General features: G+C 56.4%; 16 protein-coding genes. 7 read left to right on the top strand and 9 right to left on the bottom strand.

Annotated features, from left to right (window positions below; all coding sequences use genetic code 11):
• Positions 1-3: 3 nt before the first annotated feature.
• The 4 genes from OHJ17_RS25155 to glnA form a co-directional block, all read right to left on the bottom strand.
• Positions 4-114 carry a YshB family small membrane protein gene (locus tag OHJ17_RS25155; RefSeq protein ID WP_004152951.1) on the bottom strand — a complete coding sequence of 37 codons (111 nt, stop codon included), beginning with the start codon at positions 112-114 and terminating at the stop codon, positions 4-6.
• Between the two features lie 110 nt (positions 115-224).
• A complete protein-coding gene (gene glnG, locus OHJ17_RS25150; protein WP_002882749.1) occupies positions 225-1,634 on the bottom strand; it encodes a nitrogen regulation protein NR(I) in 1,410 nt (469 codons plus the stop codon).
• Positions 1,635-1,642: 8 nt separating this feature from the next.
• A complete protein-coding gene (gene glnL / locus OHJ17_RS25145; protein WP_004146229.1) occupies positions 1,643-2,692 on the bottom strand; it encodes a nitrogen regulation protein NR(II) in 1,050 nt (349 codons plus the stop codon).
• A gap of 188 nt (positions 2,693-2,880) precedes the next feature.
• Positions 2,881-4,290, bottom strand: a complete 1,410-nt coding sequence (gene glnA / locus OHJ17_RS25140; protein ID WP_002882753.1) for a glutamate--ammonia ligase — start codon at positions 4,288-4,290, stop codon at positions 2,881-2,883.
• Between the two features lie 378 nt (positions 4,291-4,668).
• On the opposite strand from glnA, the gene typA reads away from it, so the two are divergent.
• The 5 genes from typA to fabY all read left to right on the top strand — a co-directional run bounded on the left by typA (position 4,669) and on the right by fabY (position 9,501).
• Positions 4,669-6,492 (top strand): ribosome-dependent GTPase TypA, encoded by a 1,824-nt coding sequence (typA, locus tag OHJ17_RS25135; RefSeq protein WP_002882755.1) that lies wholly within the window; start codon positions 4,669-4,671, stop codon positions 6,490-6,492.
• A gap of 135 nt (positions 6,493-6,627) precedes the next feature.
• Complete coding sequence (gene yihX, locus OHJ17_RS25130) at positions 6,628-7,227, top strand: glucose-1-phosphatase (protein WP_004151865.1); 600 nt, start codon at positions 6,628-6,630, stop codon at positions 7,225-7,227.
• Positions 7,221-8,081, top strand: coding sequence for a virulence factor BrkB family protein (locus OHJ17_RS25125; RefSeq protein ID WP_004146232.1), 861 nt, complete (start codon positions 7,221-7,223; stop codon positions 8,079-8,081). Before yihX ends, OHJ17_RS25125 begins: the two co-directional genes overlap by 7 nt.
• On the top strand, positions 8,078-8,515 hold the full coding sequence (gene dtd / locus OHJ17_RS25120) for a D-aminoacyl-tRNA deacylase (RefSeq protein ID WP_002882809.1): 438 nt from the start codon (positions 8,078-8,080) through the stop codon (positions 8,513-8,515). Before OHJ17_RS25125 ends, dtd begins: the two co-directional genes overlap by 4 nt.
• 44 nt (positions 8,516-8,559) lie before the next feature.
• Positions 8,560-9,501, top strand: a complete 942-nt coding sequence (gene fabY / locus OHJ17_RS25115; protein ID WP_004178031.1) for a fatty acid biosynthesis protein FabY — start codon at positions 8,560-8,562, stop codon at positions 9,499-9,501.
• A gap of 13 nt (positions 9,502-9,514) precedes the next feature.
• Here fabY and OHJ17_RS25110 read toward each other — a convergent pair whose 3' ends face one another.
• On the bottom strand, positions 9,515-10,432 hold the full coding sequence (locus OHJ17_RS25110) for an alpha/beta hydrolase (RefSeq protein ID WP_021466676.1): 918 nt from the start codon (positions 10,430-10,432) through the stop codon (positions 9,515-9,517).
• Positions 10,433-10,636: 204 nt separating this feature from the next.
• Here OHJ17_RS25110 and OHJ17_RS25105 point away from each other — a divergent pair, with 204 nt between their 5' ends.
• A complete protein-coding gene (locus tag OHJ17_RS25105; RefSeq protein WP_004150355.1) occupies positions 10,637-10,879 on the top strand; it encodes a ribbon-helix-helix domain-containing protein in 243 nt (80 codons plus the stop codon).
• On the top strand, positions 10,879-11,262 hold the full coding sequence (locus tag OHJ17_RS25100) for a type II toxin-antitoxin system VapC family toxin (RefSeq protein WP_002882817.1): 384 nt from the start codon (positions 10,879-10,881) through the stop codon (positions 11,260-11,262). Before OHJ17_RS25105 ends, OHJ17_RS25100 begins: the two co-directional genes overlap by 1 nt.
• Before the next feature lie 173 nt (positions 11,263-11,435).
• Here the strand turns inward: OHJ17_RS25100 and fdhE are convergent, their stop codons facing one another.
• The 4 genes from fdhE to fdnG are packed head-to-tail and all read right to left on the bottom strand — an operon-like array spanning position 11,436 to position 16,959.
• On the bottom strand, positions 11,436-12,365 hold the full coding sequence (gene fdhE / locus OHJ17_RS25095; protein WP_004150358.1) for a formate dehydrogenase accessory protein FdhE: 930 nt from the start codon (positions 12,363-12,365) through the stop codon (positions 11,436-11,438).
• Positions 12,362-12,997, bottom strand: a complete 636-nt coding sequence (gene fdoI, locus OHJ17_RS25090) for a formate dehydrogenase cytochrome b556 subunit (RefSeq protein WP_002882818.1) — start codon at positions 12,995-12,997, stop codon at positions 12,362-12,364. The genes fdhE and fdoI overlap by 4 nt, the downstream gene beginning before the upstream one ends.
• Positions 12,994-13,896, bottom strand: coding sequence for a formate dehydrogenase subunit beta (gene fdxH / locus OHJ17_RS25085; RefSeq protein ID WP_002882822.1), 903 nt, complete (start codon positions 13,894-13,896; stop codon positions 12,994-12,996). The genes fdoI and fdxH overlap by 4 nt, the downstream gene beginning before the upstream one ends.
• 12 nt (positions 13,897-13,908) lie before the next feature.
• A complete protein-coding gene (fdnG, locus tag OHJ17_RS25080) occupies positions 13,909-16,959 on the bottom strand; it encodes a formate dehydrogenase-N subunit alpha (protein WP_085921749.1) in 3,051 nt (1,016 codons plus the stop codon).
• Positions 16,960-17,015: the final 56 nt, after the last annotated feature.

The following is a 17,015-nucleotide window of genomic DNA, read 5'->3' as shown; positions in this document are numbered from 1 at the left end:
CAATTAGCTGAACAGCCCGACCAGCGCAGCGCACAGCACGGCAGCGACTGCCGTTTGTGGCGTGTGACTCGCAGCGGCGCCGCTCGATATCATACTCACCAGTGATTCAAACATGATGCTCTCCCCTAATGCCGGGCACGATCATACTCAACTCATCGGAACAGTAAAGTACAAAATAGCAGCACTTTGCGCCGATCGGCTATTTTTCATCATGCTGTTGAACCCTACTCCATACCCAACTCTTTTAGCTTACGCGTCAGGGTATTACGTCCCCATCCCAGCAGGCGCGCAGCCTCCTGCTTGTGCCCCTGAGTATGGCGCAGGGCGGTCGTTAGCAGCGTGCGCTCCATTTCGGGTTGCGCTTCTGAGAGCAGGTTTTGATGACCGGATCGCAACGCCCGATCGGCCCACTGACCCAGCAGCGTAGCCCAGCTGTCAGGCTGCATCTGCGTTGGGCTATCAGGAATCGTGGTCTCAAACAGTTCGCTCGGCAGATCCTGCGTCAGCACCTCCTGGCCGGCGGCCATGACGGTGAGCCAGCGACAGGTGTTTTCCAGCTGACGGACGTTGCCTGGCCACGCCAGGCGGGTCAGCGCTGTCTCCGTTTCCGGATGCAGCTGTTTGGCTTCAACGCCGAGCTCGCGGGCGGCTATCTGCAGAAAATGGCGGGCCAGGCGTGGAATATCTTCCCGGCGCTCGCGCAGCGGCGGTAAATGCACCCGGATGACGTTCAGGCGGTGGAACAAATCTTCACGAAATTTCCCCTCCTGCACGCGCTGTTCCAGGTTCTGGTGGGTAGCGGCGATGATCCGCACATCGACCTTGACCGGCGCGTAACCGCCCACGCGATAAAACTGACCATCCGCCAGCACGCGCAGCAGACGAGTCTGGACATCAAGCGGCATATCGCCAATTTCATCCAGGAACAGCGTACCGCCGTCAGCCTGTTCAAAGCGACCCTGACGGACGGTATTGGCGCCGGTAAAGGCTCCTTTTTCATGGCCGAACAGCTCGGACTCAATCAGGTCCTTGGGGATCGCCGCCATATTCAGCGCGATAAACGGCGCTTTTGAGCGTGGACTATGGCGATGCAGGGCATGTGCGACAAGCTCTTTACCGGTACCGGATTCGCCATTGATCAGCACGCTGATGGATGAGCGCGACAGGCGGCCAATAATGCGAAAGACATCCTGCATTGCCGGCGCTTCGCCGATGATGTCGGCGGTTGGGCTACTTATCGGCGCATTTCGCGGCTGCTGCTGCTCTTGATAGTGGCTTATCGCCCGGTCGACGAGGGCGACGGCTTCATCGATATCAAAAGGTTTGGGCAAATAATCAAACGCGCCCTGCTGATAAGCGCTGACCGCGGCGTCCAGATCGGAATGCGCGGTCATTATGATGACCGGAAGCATTGGATGGCGCTGCTTAATCTGTTTGAGCAGCGCCAGACCATCCATTCCGGGCATACGGATATCTGACAGCAGTACATCCGGGGTTTTGGTGGTGAGGGCATCTAGCACCTCATTGCCGCTTTCGAACGTTGTGCAGCTCAAGCCGGCTCCGGTGAGCGCGCGTTCAAGCACCCAGCGGATGGAGCTATCGTCATCAACGATCCAGGCTATCCCTCGTTGCATAAACACCTCTACTTCCGAATAGGCAGGTATACCGAAAATTCGGTATGACCCGGCCAGCTGGTGAATTCAATTTTGCCGGAGTGCTGATCGATAAGGCTACGGGCGATAGATAAGCCCAGGCCGGTACCGCCTTCGCGGCCGCTGACCATCGGATAGAACAGCGTATCCTGGAGATGGGGCGGAATACCCGGGCCATTATCTTCAACGTCGATGCGGGCGGCGAGGCGATAACGCACCCCGTGCAGCGTCAGCTGGAAAGCGGTGCGGGTGCGAAGAATAATTTCGCCCCCTTCCGGCCCCAGCGCCTGCAGCGCATTACGGACGATGTTCAGCAACACCTGTTCAATTTGATCCGGGTCGTGGGGTAGCTCTGGTAGGCTGGGGTCGTAATCGCGGATCAACTTCACGTTGTCCGGCAACTCCATGGAAACCAGTTTAACTACCCGTTCGGCGACTTTGTGGATGCTTTCGGTAACGTGCATGCCCGGATGCTGTGGTCCGAGCAGGCGGTCGACCAGATTTCTTAGCCGGTCGGCCTGCTCAATGATCACTTTGGTATATTCCGTTAGCGCCGGGTCGGGCAGCGCTTTGCTGAGCAGCTGGGCCGCGCCGCGCAGGCCGCCTAACGGGTTTTTTATCTCATGCGCCAGGCCGCGGACGAGGTCGCGAGCGGCGACCTGCTGCGCATGCTGCAGCTGCTCCTGGCTCAGGCGGCGCTGATTATCCATCGGCGCCATTTCCAGCAGAATAAAGCCTTCCGGCAGCCGCTGGGCGGTCAACGACAGGATGTGCGAACGGCCATCGATAACCAGCGTCACTTCGTTATCGGTAAACCCCTGGCCCGCCTGCAGACTCTCCTGCATCAGCCCGATATTCAACGAAAAATAGCTCAACAGCTCAGGTAATGGGGTGCCAAACAGTTTGCGCGAGCTCTGCGCCAGCAGCTGCTGCGCCGCAGGGTTGGCAAAGTGCACCGCCAGGTCATCATCGACCAGTAAAATACTGTTGATAAGGGAGTTAAGGATCTGCCCAGCATCGGGCAGTGTGCCTGTTGCCATTCGACAGTCTCCTGAAAATGAGTGCACCAATTTAGTGCAGTATAGCTTTTTATCGGTAAAAAGCTCGCGAGATCAGCGTGTTGGTGGAGAAAAAAGCCCATCCTGAGATGGGCTGAAAGTTTCCACGGCAACAAAATATCCCGGGCATCTCGCGCCACAACACGACATACCCTGGATTTACAGCAAAATTAGACGCTGTAGTACAGTTCGAACTCAACCGGATGCGGAGTCATGCGTACGCGGTCGTTCTCTTCCATACGCAGGGCGATGTAGGCATCGATAGCGTCATTGGTGAACACGCCGCCAGCGGTCAGGAACTCGCGGTCAGCATCCAGGGCCTGCAGGGCTTCTTCCAGAGAACCGGCAACCTGCGGGATCTCTTTCGCTTCTTCCGGCGGCAGGTCATACAGGTTTTTATCCATTGCTTCGCCCGGATGGATTTTGTTCTTGATACCATCAAGGCCAGCCATCAGCAGCGCCGCAAAGCACAGGTACGGGTTGGCAGCCGGGTCCGGGAAGCGCACTTCGATACGACGCGCTTTCGGAGAGGTCACCACCGGAATACGGATAGAGGCAGAGCGGTTACGGGCAGAGTAAGCCAGCATAACCGGCGCTTCGTAACCCGGGACCAGACGCTTGTAGGAGTTGGTGGTCGGGTTCGCCAGGGCGTTGATGGCTTTAGCGTGTTTGATTACGCCGCCGATGTAGAACAGCGCCTGCTCAGACAGACCGGCGTATTTGTCGCCGGAGAACAGGTTGGTCCCGTTTTTCGCCAGAGACATATGGCAGTGCATGCCGGAGCCGTTGTCGCCGAACATCGGTTTCGGCATAAAGGTCGCGGTTTTACCAAAGCGGTGAGCGACGTTGTGAACAACGTATTTGTAAATCTGAATTTCATCCGCTTTTTTGGTCATGGTATTGAAGCGGGTTGCCACTTCGTTCTGACCTGCGGTTGCTACTTCATGGTGATGGGCTTCAACAACCAGACCCATCTCTTCCATGATCATACACATGGTGGAACGGATGTCCTGAGAAGAGTCTACTGGCGGAACCGGGAAGTAACCCCCTTTCACGCCCGGACGGTGACCTTTGTTACCGCCTTCGTATTTGGTGGAGGAGTTCCACGCACCTTCAATGTCATCGATCGCGACATGGGAGCCGGAGATAGAGGCGCCAAAACGGATGTCGTCGAACAGGAAGAATTCTGGTTCTGGCCCGAACAGGACGGTATCAGCGATGCCGGTGGCGCGCAGGTACTCTTCAGCGCGTTTCGCGATGGAGCGCGGGTCACGGTCATAGCCCTGCAGGGTGCCTGGCTCGAGGATATCGCAGCGGATGATCAGGGTCGGTTCTTCGTAGAACGGGTCAATGACCGCGGTGGACGCGTCCGGCATCAGGACCATGTCAGATTCGTTGATACCTTTCCAGCCACCAATCGAGGAGCCATCAAACATTTTGCCTTCTTCGAAGAATTCGGCATTTACCTGATGAGACGGAATCGTGACGTGCTGTTCTTTACCTTTGGTATCGGTGAAGCGCAGATCGACAAACTTCACTTCGTGCTCGTTCAGCATCGTCAAAACGTGTTCAGCGGACATACTTAAACTCTCCCGGATTGGTCATTGTCGTCGTGGTAACGAAAACTTCATACTGCTTAAAAGTGGCGTTGTTGCCTTAAAAAATATAAAGCGAAATCTGTGCCAACTTTTAAATGCCCCATAAAACGCTGTATCATGCGCACCATAGTGCAAAAGGACTGCACCATGATGGAGATAATGCACCAAAATAGTGCTTCAGTGTGAACACTGAGCACCATTTTGGTGCAATTTTTGTTACGGTGCCCTTTTATCGCTCCGTGAAAGCGGTCACAAAGAAACTCTGCAATACTTGTTTGCGGAGGATGTTTGTGATCCTGTTCAGTCCTTCGCTTAATACGTGTACAATAACGCGCTATTTCTAATGCCTGAGGCAAAGTTGTGATCGAAAATCTGCGTAATATCGCCATCATCGCGCACGTTGACCATGGTAAAACTACCCTGGTTGACAAGCTGCTACAGCAATCCGGTACGTTCGACGCACGTACTGAAGCACAAGAACGTGTGATGGACTCCAACGATTTGGAGAAAGAGCGTGGGATTACCATCCTCGCGAAAAACACCGCAATCAAATGGAATGATTACCGTATCAACATCGTTGATACCCCAGGGCACGCCGACTTCGGAGGTGAAGTTGAGCGTGTTATGTCCATGGTTGACTCTGTGCTGCTGGTGGTAGATGCCTTTGATGGCCCGATGCCGCAAACGCGCTTCGTGACCAAAAAAGCTTTTGCCCACGGTCTGAAGCCGATCGTGGTCATCAACAAAGTTGACCGCCCGGGCGCGCGTCCGGACTGGGTTGTCGATCAGGTGTTCGACCTGTTCGTTAACCTCGATGCGACCGACGAACAGCTGGACTTCCCGATCGTTTACGCGTCCGCGCTGAACGGTATCGCGGGTCTGGATCACGAAGACATGGCTGACGACATGACCCCGCTGTACCAGGCGATTGTCGATCGCGTGCCGGCGCCGGACGTTGATCTTGACGGTCCGCTGCAGATGCAGATCTCCCAGCTGGACTACAACAACTACGTTGGTGTTATCGGCATCGGCCGCATCAAGCGCGGTAAAGTGAAGCCGAACCAGCAGGTCACTATCATCGATAGCGAAGGCAAAACCCGTAACGGTAAAGTCGGTAAGGTACTGACTCACCTGGGTCTGGAGCGAATTGAGAGCGACGTAGCTGAAGCTGGCGACATTATCGCGATCACCGGTCTGGGCGAGCTGAACATCTCCGACACCATCTGCGACCCGCAGAATGTCGAAGCGCTGCCGGCCCTGTCCGTTGATGAGCCGACCGTTTCCATGTTCTTCAACGTCAACACCTCTCCGTTCTGCGGTAAAGAAGGTAAGTTCGTTACCTCTCGCCAGATCCTGGACCGTCTGAATAAAGAGCTGGTGCACAACGTGGCGCTGCGCGTTGAAGAAACCGAAGACGCTGATGCGTTCCGCGTTTCCGGCCGTGGTGAACTGCACCTGTCCGTTCTGATTGAAAACATGCGTCGTGAAGGTTTCGAGATGGCGGTTTCCCGTCCGAAAGTTATCTTCCGCGAAATCGACGGCCGTAAACAAGAGCCGTTCGAGAACGTGACGCTGGACGTCGAAGAGCAGCACCAGGGTTCTGTCATGCAGGCGCTGGGCGAGCGTAAAGGCGACCTGAAAAACATGAATCCGGACGGTAAAGGCCGCGTACGTCTCGACTACGTGATCCCAAGCCGCGGTCTGATCGGCTTCCGTTCAGAGTTCATGACCATGACCTCCGGTACCGGTCTGCTGTACTCCACCTTCAGCCACTACGACGACGTTCGTCCGGGCGAAGTGGGCCAGCGTAACAACGGCGTACTGATCTCCAACGGTCAGGGTAAAGCGGTAGCGTTCGCGCTGTTCGGTCTGCAGGATCGCGGTAAGCTGTTCCTCGGCCACGGCGCTGAAGTTTACGAAGGCCAGATCATCGGTATTCACAGCCGTTCCAACGACCTGACGGTAAACTGCCTGACCGGTAAGAAACTGACCAACATGCGTGCGTCTGGTACTGACGAAGCCACGGTTCTGGTTCCGCCGGTTAAGATGACCCTGGAGCAGGCTCTGGAGTTCATCGATGACGACGAACTGGTAGAAGTTACTCCGACCTCTATCCGTATCCGTAAACGTCACCTGACCGAGAACGACCGTAAACGCGCGATGCGCGGTGCAAAAGAAGAGTAATTTTTTCTTCTTGTTGTTCGCTAAACCCCGCCTCTCCGGCGGGGTTTCTTTTTTTCATTCCTGCATCACACGCCAATAGTCAAATCCAGCCTTTCCCGCTAAAGTTAATTTTCCACGGCGCGGAAGGAGACAAAAATGCTCTATATCTTTGATTTAGGTAATGTGATTGTCGACATTGACTTCAACCGGGTATTGGGAGCCTGGAGCGATTTAACCCGCATCCCGCTGGCGACGCTGAAGCAGCATTTCACCATGGGTGAGGCTTTCCATCAGCATGAGCGCGGCGAGCTCAGCGATGAAGACTTTGCCGCCGCCATGTGCCATGAAATGAATATGCCCCTCAGCTATGAACAGTTTGCTCACGGCTGGCAGGCGGTGTTTGTCGCGCTGCGCCCGGAGGTGATTACCATCATGCATAAACTTCGTGCCCAGGGGCATCGGGTGGTGGTGCTCTCCAATACCAATCGTCTGCACACCACGTTCTGGCCCGATGAATACCCGGAAGTGCGCGCGGCCGCCGATCGCATTTATCTGTCGCAGGAGATGGGATTGCGTAAGCCTGAAGCGCAAATTTATCTGCGAGTACTGGAAGAAGAGGGGTTTTCCGCCGCAGATACGGTCTTTTTTGATGATAACGTCGATAATATAGCAGGGGCCAACCGGTTGGGGATCACCAGTATCCTGGTGACTGGTAAGGAGACCATCCCTGACTATTTCGCGAAACAGCTATGCTAAAAACCGTTCATCAAAAATTACTCCACCATACCCGGCCGCTGCTGGCGTGGCTAAAGCTGCTGTGGCGGCGCATTGATGAAGACCATATGACCACTCTGGCGGGGAACCTCGCCTATGTGTCATTACTGTCCCTGGTGCCGCTGATTGCCGTCGTGTTCGCGCTGTTTGCGGCCTTTCCTATGTTCTCCGAAGTCAGCGTGCAGATCCGTCATTTTATCTTCGCCAATTTTATTCCGGCGACCGGGGATGTAATCCAGGGATATATCGAGCAGTTCGTGGCCAACTCCAGCCGCATGACCGCCGTAGGCGCCTTTGGCCTGATCGTCACCTCGCTGCTGCTGATGTACTCGATCGACAGCGCGCTAAACACCATCTGGCGCAGCACGCGCAGCCGCCCCAAAGTTTATTCCTTTGCCGTTTACTGGATGATCCTGACCCTCGGCCCGCTGCTGGCGGGCGCCAGCCTGGCGATCAGTTCCTATCTGCTGTCGCTGCGCTGGGCAAGCGACCTGGACGGCGTAATTGATAATCTGCTCCGCCTATTTCCGCTGATCCTCTCCTGGGCAGCGTTCTGGCTGCTCTATAGTATTGTACCGACTACCCAGGTACGTAACCGCGACGCGGTGATCGGGGCGCTGGTGGCGGCGCTGCTGTTTGAGGCAGGTAAAAAGGCGTTTGCCCTCTATATCACCACCTTTCCGTCCTATCAGCTAATTTATGGCGTGATTTCGGTGGTGCCGATTTTGTTCGTCTGGGTGTACTGGACCTGGTGTATCGTCTTGCTTGGCGCTGAAATTACTGTCACTCTCGGTGAATACCGCAAACTTAAAACAGAAGAAACAGAACAACCATGATTGCATTAATTCAACGCGTATCCCGTGCAAGCGTTACCGTGGCGGACGAGGTGACGGGCGAAATTGGCCCGGGGCTTCTGGTGCTGCTGGGCGTCGAGAAAGACGATGATGAACAAAAGGCGAATCGCCTTTGTGAACGCGTGCTGGGCTACCGCATCTTCAGCGATGCGGAAGGGAAAATGAATCTGAATGTCCAGCAGGCGGGCGGCAGCGTGCTGGTGGTTTCGCAATTTACGCTGGCGGCCGATACCGAGCGGGGGATGCGACCGAGCTTCTCGAAAGGCGCTGCCCCTGACCGCGCTGAGGCGCTGTATGAGTATTTCGTCGCCCGCTGTCGCCAGCAGGAAATGCACACCCAGACCGGAAGATTCGCTGCGGATATGCAGGTTTCTTTGGTCAATGATGGTCCCGTGACCTTTTGGTTGCAGGTATGACCCAGCTTCCGGGCAGGCTGCGGGTAACAAAAGAGAGTACGACTATGTATCACCTTCGTGTACCGCAAACAGCAGAAGAGTTAGAGAGCTACTACCAGTTCCGCTGGGAGATGCTGCGTAAGCCGCTGCATCAGCCTAAGGGATCGGAACGTGACGCCTGGGATGCGATGGCGCATCATCAGATGGTGGTGGATGAAGAGGGCAACCTGGTTGCCGTCGGCCGGCTATATATCAATGCGGAGAATGAAGCCTCCATCCGCTTTATGGCTGTGCATCCCTCGGTGCAGGATAAAGGGCTGGGTACGCTGATGGCGATGACCCTGGAGTCCGTCGCGCGTCAGGAAGGGGTTAAGCGGGTTACCTGCAGCGCGCGCGAAGATGCGGTGGAATTTTTCGCCAAGCTCGGATTTGTCAATCAGGGTGAGATCACCACCCCGACCACCACGCCGATCCGTCATTTTCTGATGATCAAACCGGTCGCGTCGCTGGACGATATTTTGCACCGCGGCGACTGGTGCGCACAGCTCCAGCAGGCGTGGTATCAGCATATTCCGCTGAGTGAAAAAATGGGCGTACGTATTCAGCAGTACACCGGGCAGAAATTTATTACCACCATGCCGGAGGCGGGGAACCAGAATCCGCACCATACGCTGTTCGCCGGCAGCCTGTTTTCGCTCGCTACCTTAACCGGATGGGGGCTTATCTGGCTGATGCTGCGCGAGCGGCACCTGGGAGGCACCATTATTCTGGCGGATGCGCATATCCGCTACAGCCAGCCTATTAGCGGCCGCCCCAGCGCCATCGCCGACCTCGGTTCTCTGAGCGGCGATCTCGACCGACTGGCGCGCGGGCGTAAAGCCCGCGTGCAAATGCAGGTGGAGCTTTTTGGCGACGATAAACAGGGCGCCGTTTTCGAGGGGATCTACATCGTGTTGCCGGCGAAGCCCTTTGGCTCGTACGAAGAGGGCGGCAACGAGGAAGAGTAAGCGCCTGGGGCAGTTATCGTCCTGGCGATGCCACACGCCAGGCGATATCCCGCATGGCATCACGCGCTGCGTGGCTGACGCCTCCCAGCTGAAAGAAGCCGTGGATCACCCCCAGATAGCGCTGACAGGAACTCTCCACCCCTTGCTCCGTCAGCCTTCGGTACAGCACTTCGCCCTCATCACGTAAAGGATCGAACTCCGCCGTCAGAATGTGGACCGGTGGCAGACCGTGAAAATCTTCGCGCCACAGCGGACTGGCATCCGGATGGGTAGCGGGTGTGGCCGCTAAATACATTTCGTAGCCGCTAAGCAGCGTGTCCCGGGTAATGATGTAATCCTCGCCGTTGCTGGCGTAGCTTGCCATGCTGGCGGTAGCGTCGAGCATCGGGTAAATCAGGATAAGCTGTGCAGGCTGCCATGTTCCCGCCGCTTTCAGGCGCAGAGCCGTGACCAGGGCGAGATGCCCGCCGGCGCTGTCGCCGGCCAGGGTGATGCGCGAAGCATCCACGCCAAGCTGTTTTGCGTGCTGGTGAATAATCGTGGCACCTCGTTCTGCATCATCGTGCGCCGCCGGAAAGGTATGCTCCGGCGCCAGGCGGTACTGTACAGCGATCACCCGGCAACCGCTGAACATGGCTAACTGACGGAGTTGGTTATCGTGGGTGGTAAAGCCGCCGCTGACAAAACAGCCGCCGTGGTAGTAGATAAGCGTGGGTAGCAGGCCGTCGGCTGTGGGCGGTGAAACGACGCGGAAGTGCATACCCTCCAGGGTGATATCCTCCACCCGCACTCGCGTTTCCGTCTCCCCGGCGAGTACCGCACTGGCGATATAGCCGGCCCTCCGATCATCAATATGCTGATCGCGTGATGACGGACGACCTGCCGCAATAAATGCCTCAACCAGCGAAGCAATCCCTTTTTCCAGCGCCATATGAAGTTCCTTATACTGTTTTAATATCCAGTGTTATAGCCTGGATTATGGCGAAAAGACAGGCCTGTTGAGGTCGCCTGTGCATTATGGAAAGCGGCTCGCAAAAAAGAGTTTACCTGACAAAATCCTGTTTGTTTCCGATTCCAAAAGCTATAGATTGCTCATAACTTCATCACTGGTGATATACTTGAGGTATATATGAGCATGATGGCTGAAAGGGATATGGGCAGAATTCTTCTCGATTTATCAGACGATGTCATTCAACGTCTCGATGACCTCAAAGTGCAGCGTAACATTCCGCGAGCGGAACTGTTACGTGAAGCGGTTGAACAATATCTGGAGAAACAAGATCGAGCTAAAGATACCATCTCCAGTGCGCTGGGTCTGTGGCAAGACTGCGAAGAAGACGGCATGGAATATCAACGTCAGCTACGCAAGGAGTGGTAATGACCTCCGGATCTGCGCTTTTTGATACCAATATTCTTATTGATTTATTTAGCGGGCGTCGCGAAGCCAAACAGGCGCTGGAGGCCTGGCCACCGCAGAATGCGATCAGTCTGATTACCTGGATGGAGGTGATGGTTGGCGCTAAAAAATATCACCAGGAGCAGCGCACGCGAATGGCGCTGAGCACCTTTAATATCATTAACATCTCACAGGATATTGCAGAGCGAAGCGTTGCGCTGCGGCAGGAGTATAAGCTTAAGCTGCCGGATGCCATCATTCTGGCGACGGCGCAACTCCATCGTCTGGAACTAATTACGCGGAATACGAAGGATTTTGCCGGTATTCCTGGCGTAGTCACGCCGTACGAAATCCACCCTGAATAATTCGAGTGGCAGGAGGACGACAAGTGAGCGATAAACTCGTCTGAAACGAATATCTCCAGCCAAAGGTTGGCCTCTGATAACGGTCAGTGACGCGTGTGAATAATCCCTGCGCACGTTCGTGTCACAAGAAGGAAAACGGGCGACAAGAGCCGCCCGAAATCATACTGCAGAACTTACTCCCCTTCGCCGGGGAACATGAACGGGTTAATTGAGCTTCTGGCGAAGCCCTCCTGTTCCATGCGGGCGTCGAGCACCAGGGAGGCCAAATCGTCGGCGACGGCTTCGACTTTCGGATCCTTCTCCTGATACATAATCTTCAGGTAGGTTCCGCAGTCGCCGCAGCTTTCGGCTTTCACCGCCGCCTGCTCGTTGTCCAGCGACCAGTAGTGCAGGTCGCGGCTCTGCTCGCAGTTGCTGCACTTGACGCGTACTACGTGCCACTCAGTTTCGCACAGGTTGCAGTGCAGATAGCGCAGCCCCTGAGTGGTGCCGATTTGCACGATGCTGGAGACCGGCATCGAGCCGCACACCGGGCAGAACTGGCGCTGTTCGCCGTATTCGGCGCGCGCTTTTCCTGGGATCAGACTGGCCATCTGCGCCCAGTAGAGCGACAGCGCAGCCCAGATGAACGGCGCTTTGTCGCTACTGACGGAGGCGAAATCGGAAACAAACAGCGCGCTGGCCATCTGCTCCAGCTCCTGCTCAGAGGCTTTTTCCAGATTCTCAATGACCGCCAGCGCCGGGCCGCTCATCTCCGGCTTCAGCTCGGCAATCAGCGAGTGCAACAGCTTGTGCCAGTGCTTGTCGCGCGGCAGGACGTGGATATCCAGCGGCGGCTTGCCCTGTTCGCTGGCCGCTTTAATGCGGGCGGTGAGATCCATCTGCAGCGGATGGTCGTACAGCACTACTTCCTGGGCATGGGCAATCAGCGCGGCAAAGCGCAGGTAATCGCCTAGCGGGTTATTAGCGGCCAGCTCGCGCAAGCGTTCAGCGCGGCGGTTATACAGATTTTTCAGCCTGGGGAACAGTAACGGCGGAATTGCTTCCGCCGTGCGTTTCTCGCTCGAACCCAGCTCGTCTTGCGGGATTATGCGAATACTCATTCAGATGACTTTTCCTGTTTCTGGCGGACCTCTCGGTACCAGCGCGGGTGATGTTTCTTCGCCCACGTTTTGGTAACCCAGCCTTCCACCATCGCGGTAATGGTGCCTTTCACCCAGAGGGCGGCGTAGATATGCACCATGATAACCACAATTAACGCCACTGCGGCAAATGAATGCAGCATCAGCGCAAATCGGATCACCGGGATTGAGAAAGCCGGCGCAAAATACGGACGCCAGATGATCACACCGCTCACCAGCAGCAGTACCAGGAAGATAATCGCCGCCCAGAATACGCATTTCTGGCCGAAGTTATAGCGCCCGGTATCGCCCACCTCCTCGTTGACGACGATCTTACGAATATTCTTCGCCCAAAAGATATCATCCCGATTGATTAGGTTGTGATGCCAGTAACGGAAAAACATGATGATAAACGACGCGAACATCACCACCCCGACGAACGGGTGGAGAATTCGCGCCAGCTGCGGCGTGCCGAGGATATGCATCAGCCAGTTAAAGGACGGGAAGAAAAAGCCTAACCCGCTCACCGCCGCCAGGACGAAGCAGAAGGCGGTGACCCAGTGGTTGATGCGTTCCGGCGCCGTGTAGCGCACGATGGTGTCACGTCTTTTCATTTGCGCACCTCGTCTTTCTCTTCATGCAGATTGTCCTCTTCCTCTTCCGCGCGGTTCGGACCGACGCCGACGTAGTGGAAGATACTGGCTGCGAAGGTCGCGGCGAAGCCGACGGCCGCCAGCGGTTTCCAGATGCCTTTCCAGAACTTGACGGTCTGGCTGATCTCCGGGTTTTCCGGCAGGCCGTGGTACAGATTCGGCTTGTCGGCATGGTGCAGCACGTACATGACGTGGGTGCCACCGACGCCGGCCGGATCGTACAGGCCCGCATTGTCATAACCGCGGGTTTTCAGCTCAGCCACGCGTTCGCCGGCCAGCGTTTTCATATCCTCTTTGGAGCCAAAGTGGATTGCGCCGGTCGGACAGGTTTTCACGCAGGCAGGCTCCTGGCCGACGGTCACGCGGTCTACGCACAGGGTACATTTGTAGACGCGGTTGTCTTCCGGGTTCAGACGCGGTACATCGAACGGACAGCCGGCGATACAGTAGCCGCAGCCGATGCACTGCTCGGACTGGAAGTCGACAATGCCGTTGGCGTACTGAATGATCGCGCCTTCTGACGGGCAGGCCTTCAGGCAGCCCGGGTCCGCGCAGTGCATGCAGCCATCCTTGCGGATGAGCCATTCCAGCTTGTCGTTTTGTTCCACCTCCGAGAAGCGCATGACCGTCCATGACTTGGCGGTCAGGTCCGCCGGGTTGTCATACACCCCGACATTGTGACCGACTTCATCACGAATATCGTTCCATTCGGAGCAGGCCACCTGACAGGCTTTACAGCCGATACAGGTGGTGACGTCGATAAGCTTCGCCACCTCCTGCTGGTGGTCCCGCGCCTGAGGCGCGGGGGTGAAACCGTTAGTCGCGGAACGACGAATAATATCTTGCGATTGGTAAGCCATAAGTCGTCTCCGTTACACCTTTTCCACGTTCACAAGGAAAGCTTTGAACTCCGGCGTCTGCGTATTCGCATCACCGACGAACGGCGTCAGGGTATTGGCAATAAAGCCTTTTTTCGCCACGCCCTCATAGCCCCAGTGAATAGGAATGCCGATGGTATCGATATCCTTACCGTCAACTTTCAGCGTGCGAATACGTTTGGTCACCACCGCCTTGGCTTTGATATAGCCGCGGTTGGAGGAAACTTTCACGGTATCGCCGTGGCCGATGCCGAGCTTATTCGCCAGTTTTTCCCCGATCTCCACGAACTGTTCCGGCTGGGCGATGGCGTTAAGTAGCGCATGCTTGGTCCAGTAGTGGAAGTGCTCGGTCAGACGGTAAGTGGTGCCGACGTACGGGAACTTCTCGGCCTTACCCATCTGCTCGAGATCGCCTTTGAAGACGCGAGCGGCCGGGTTAGAGACCACGTTCGGGTGCAGCGGGTTGGTTCCGAGCGGCGTTTCAAACGGCTCGTAGTGTTCCGGGAACGGTCCTTCCGCCATCTTGTCGATAGCGAACAGACGGCCCATCCCTTCCGGCTGCATGATAAACGGACCGACGTCGCTGCCAGGCGCGGCGGCGCTGTAGTCCGGAATATCCACGCCGCCCCATTTGGCGCCGTCCCATTTCAGCAACTGACGCTTCGGATCCCACGGTTTACCCTGCGGGTCCGCGGAGGCGCGGTTATACAGGATGCGGCGGTTGAGCGGCCAGGCCCAGGCCCAGCCCAGGGTATTGCCGAGACCGGATGGATCGGCGTTATCGCGGCGCGCCATCTGGTTACCTTCCGGCGTCCAGCTCCCGGCGAAGATCCAGCAGCCGCTGGAGGTGGTGCCATCATCTCGCAGCTGCGCAAAGGAGCTCAGCTGTTGGCCTTTCTTGACGATCACCGCGCCGGTTGCCGGGTCGGTGATATCCGCCAGCGCTTTACCGTTGCTTTCCATCGCCACTTCTTCCGATGCCGGCTCGTGTGGCGTGGAGTAGTTCCACGTCATGTTGAGCACCGGCTCCGGCGCCGGGCCACCCTCTTCGGCATACATCTTACGCAGGCGAGTGAAGATACCGGCGAGAATTTCACCATCGGTGACGGCGATCCCCGGGGCGTCCGCGCCTTTCCAGTGCCACTGCAGCCAGCGGCCGGAGTTGACGATAGACCCATTCTCTTCGGCGAAGCAGGTTGAGGGCAGACGGAACACTTCGGTCTGGATTTTCGCCGGATCGACATCGTTCGACTCACCATGGTTTTGCCAGAAGGTGGACGTTTCGGTATTGAGCGGGTCGATAGTCACGAGGAACTTCAGCTTCGACAGGGAAGCGACGACCTTGTTTTTGTTCGGGAACGAGGCGACCGGGTTAAAGCCCTGGCAAATATAGCCATTCACTTTGCCCTGATTCATCATCTCGAAGTACTGCAGAACGTCGTAGCTCTTATCCCACTTCGGCAGCCAGTCATAGCCCCAGCTGTTTTCCGCGGTGGCTTTGTCGCCGAAGAAGGCTTTCATCATGGAGACGAAGAACTTCGGATAGTTGCCCCAGTAGTTGACCTGGTCTTTCAGCAGCGGCTTCGGCGTGTTAGCCGTCAGGTAGGTCTGCAGGTCGGCCTGTTTTTCGTTCGGCAGCGACATGTAGCCTGGCAGGCTGGTGGAGAGCAGGCCGAGGTCGGTCAGGCCCTGGATATTGGAGTGGCCGCGCAGGGCGTTGACGCCGCCGCCCGCCATCCCCATGTTGCCGAGCAGCAGCTGGATCATCGCCATGGTGCGGATATTCTGCGCACCGATGGAGTGCTGGGTCCAGCCGAGAGCGTACAGGAACGATGCGGTCTTATCCGGCGCGCTGGTTTCAGCAATGTATTCACAGACTTTGAGGAAGTCGGCCTTCGGCGTACCGCAGATGTTTTCGACCACATCCGGGGTATAACGGGAAACATGCTGCTTCAGCAGGTTCCAGACGCAGCGCGGATGTTGCAGCGTAGTATCGCGTTTGGCGAAGCCGTTTTCGTCCAGCTCATAGTTCCAGCTGGTTTTGTCGTACTGGCGTTTTTCTGCGTTATAGCCGCTGAACAGCCCGTCGTCGAAGCTATAGTCCTCACGCACGATCAGGCTGGCGTTGGTGTAGGCTTCGGTGTATTCGCGGTTGAATTTTTCGTTATTCAGCAGATACAGGATCACGCCCGACAGGAAGGTAATGTCGGTACCGGAACGAATCGGGGTATAGAAATCAGCCACCGACGCCGTACGCGTAAAGCGCGGATCGATAACGATGAGCTTGGCGCCGTTATGAATTTTGGCTTCCATCGCCCAGCGGAACCCCACCGGATGCGCTTCTGCGGCGTTACCGCCCATCACTACGACCAGGTTGGCGTTTTTAATATCAACCCAGTGGTTGGTCATCGCACCGCGACCAAATGTTGGAGCAAGACTTGCTACCGTTGGTCCGTGTCAGACACGCGCCTGGTTATCCACCGCCAGCATCCCGAGGGCGCGGGTGAATTTTTGCGTTAAATAGCCGGTTTCGTTACTGGAGGCGGAGGCGCACAGCATCCCGGTAGTCAACCAGCGGTTGACGGTGGTGCCGGCGTCGTTTTGCGCGATAAAGTTGGCGTCGCGGTCCTCTTTCATCAGCTTGGCGATGCGATCGAACGCTTCGTCCCAACTGATTTGCTGCCATTTATCGGAGCCTGGCGCGCGATATTCCGGGAATTTCAGGCGGCTTTCAGAATGGATAAAGTCCACCAGACCAGCCCCTTTCGGACAGAGCGCACCACGGTTGACCGGATGATCCGGATCGCCTTCGATATGGAAAATGGATGCTTTGGCGTTTTTCGCGCCGTCGCCGAGGCTATACATCAACAGCCCACAGCCGACAGAACAGTATGTGCAGGTGTTACGGGTTTCGCGCGTGCGCAGCAATTTGTACTGCCGTGTCTCCGCGAGCGCAGTTGCCGGGGCAAAGCCCAGCGCTGCTGCCGTGGTTCCCGCCATACCGCCAGCGCAGATCTTAAAGAACTGCCTTCTGCTGACCTGCATGGTTCGCTCCTTGTTTCGACATTGTCACATGTAGTTATTTGCTTTGCGGTGAAGGC

Origin of the sequence: Klebsiella sp. KP20-425-1, from assembly GCF_025813515.1 — a bacterium.
Taxonomy (GTDB): Bacteria; Pseudomonadota; Gammaproteobacteria; order Enterobacterales; family Enterobacteriaceae; genus Klebsiella; species Klebsiella pneumoniae.
The sequence above is the reverse complement of the archived record's forward strand: the minus strand, read 5'-3'. Positions and strand labels throughout refer to the sequence as shown.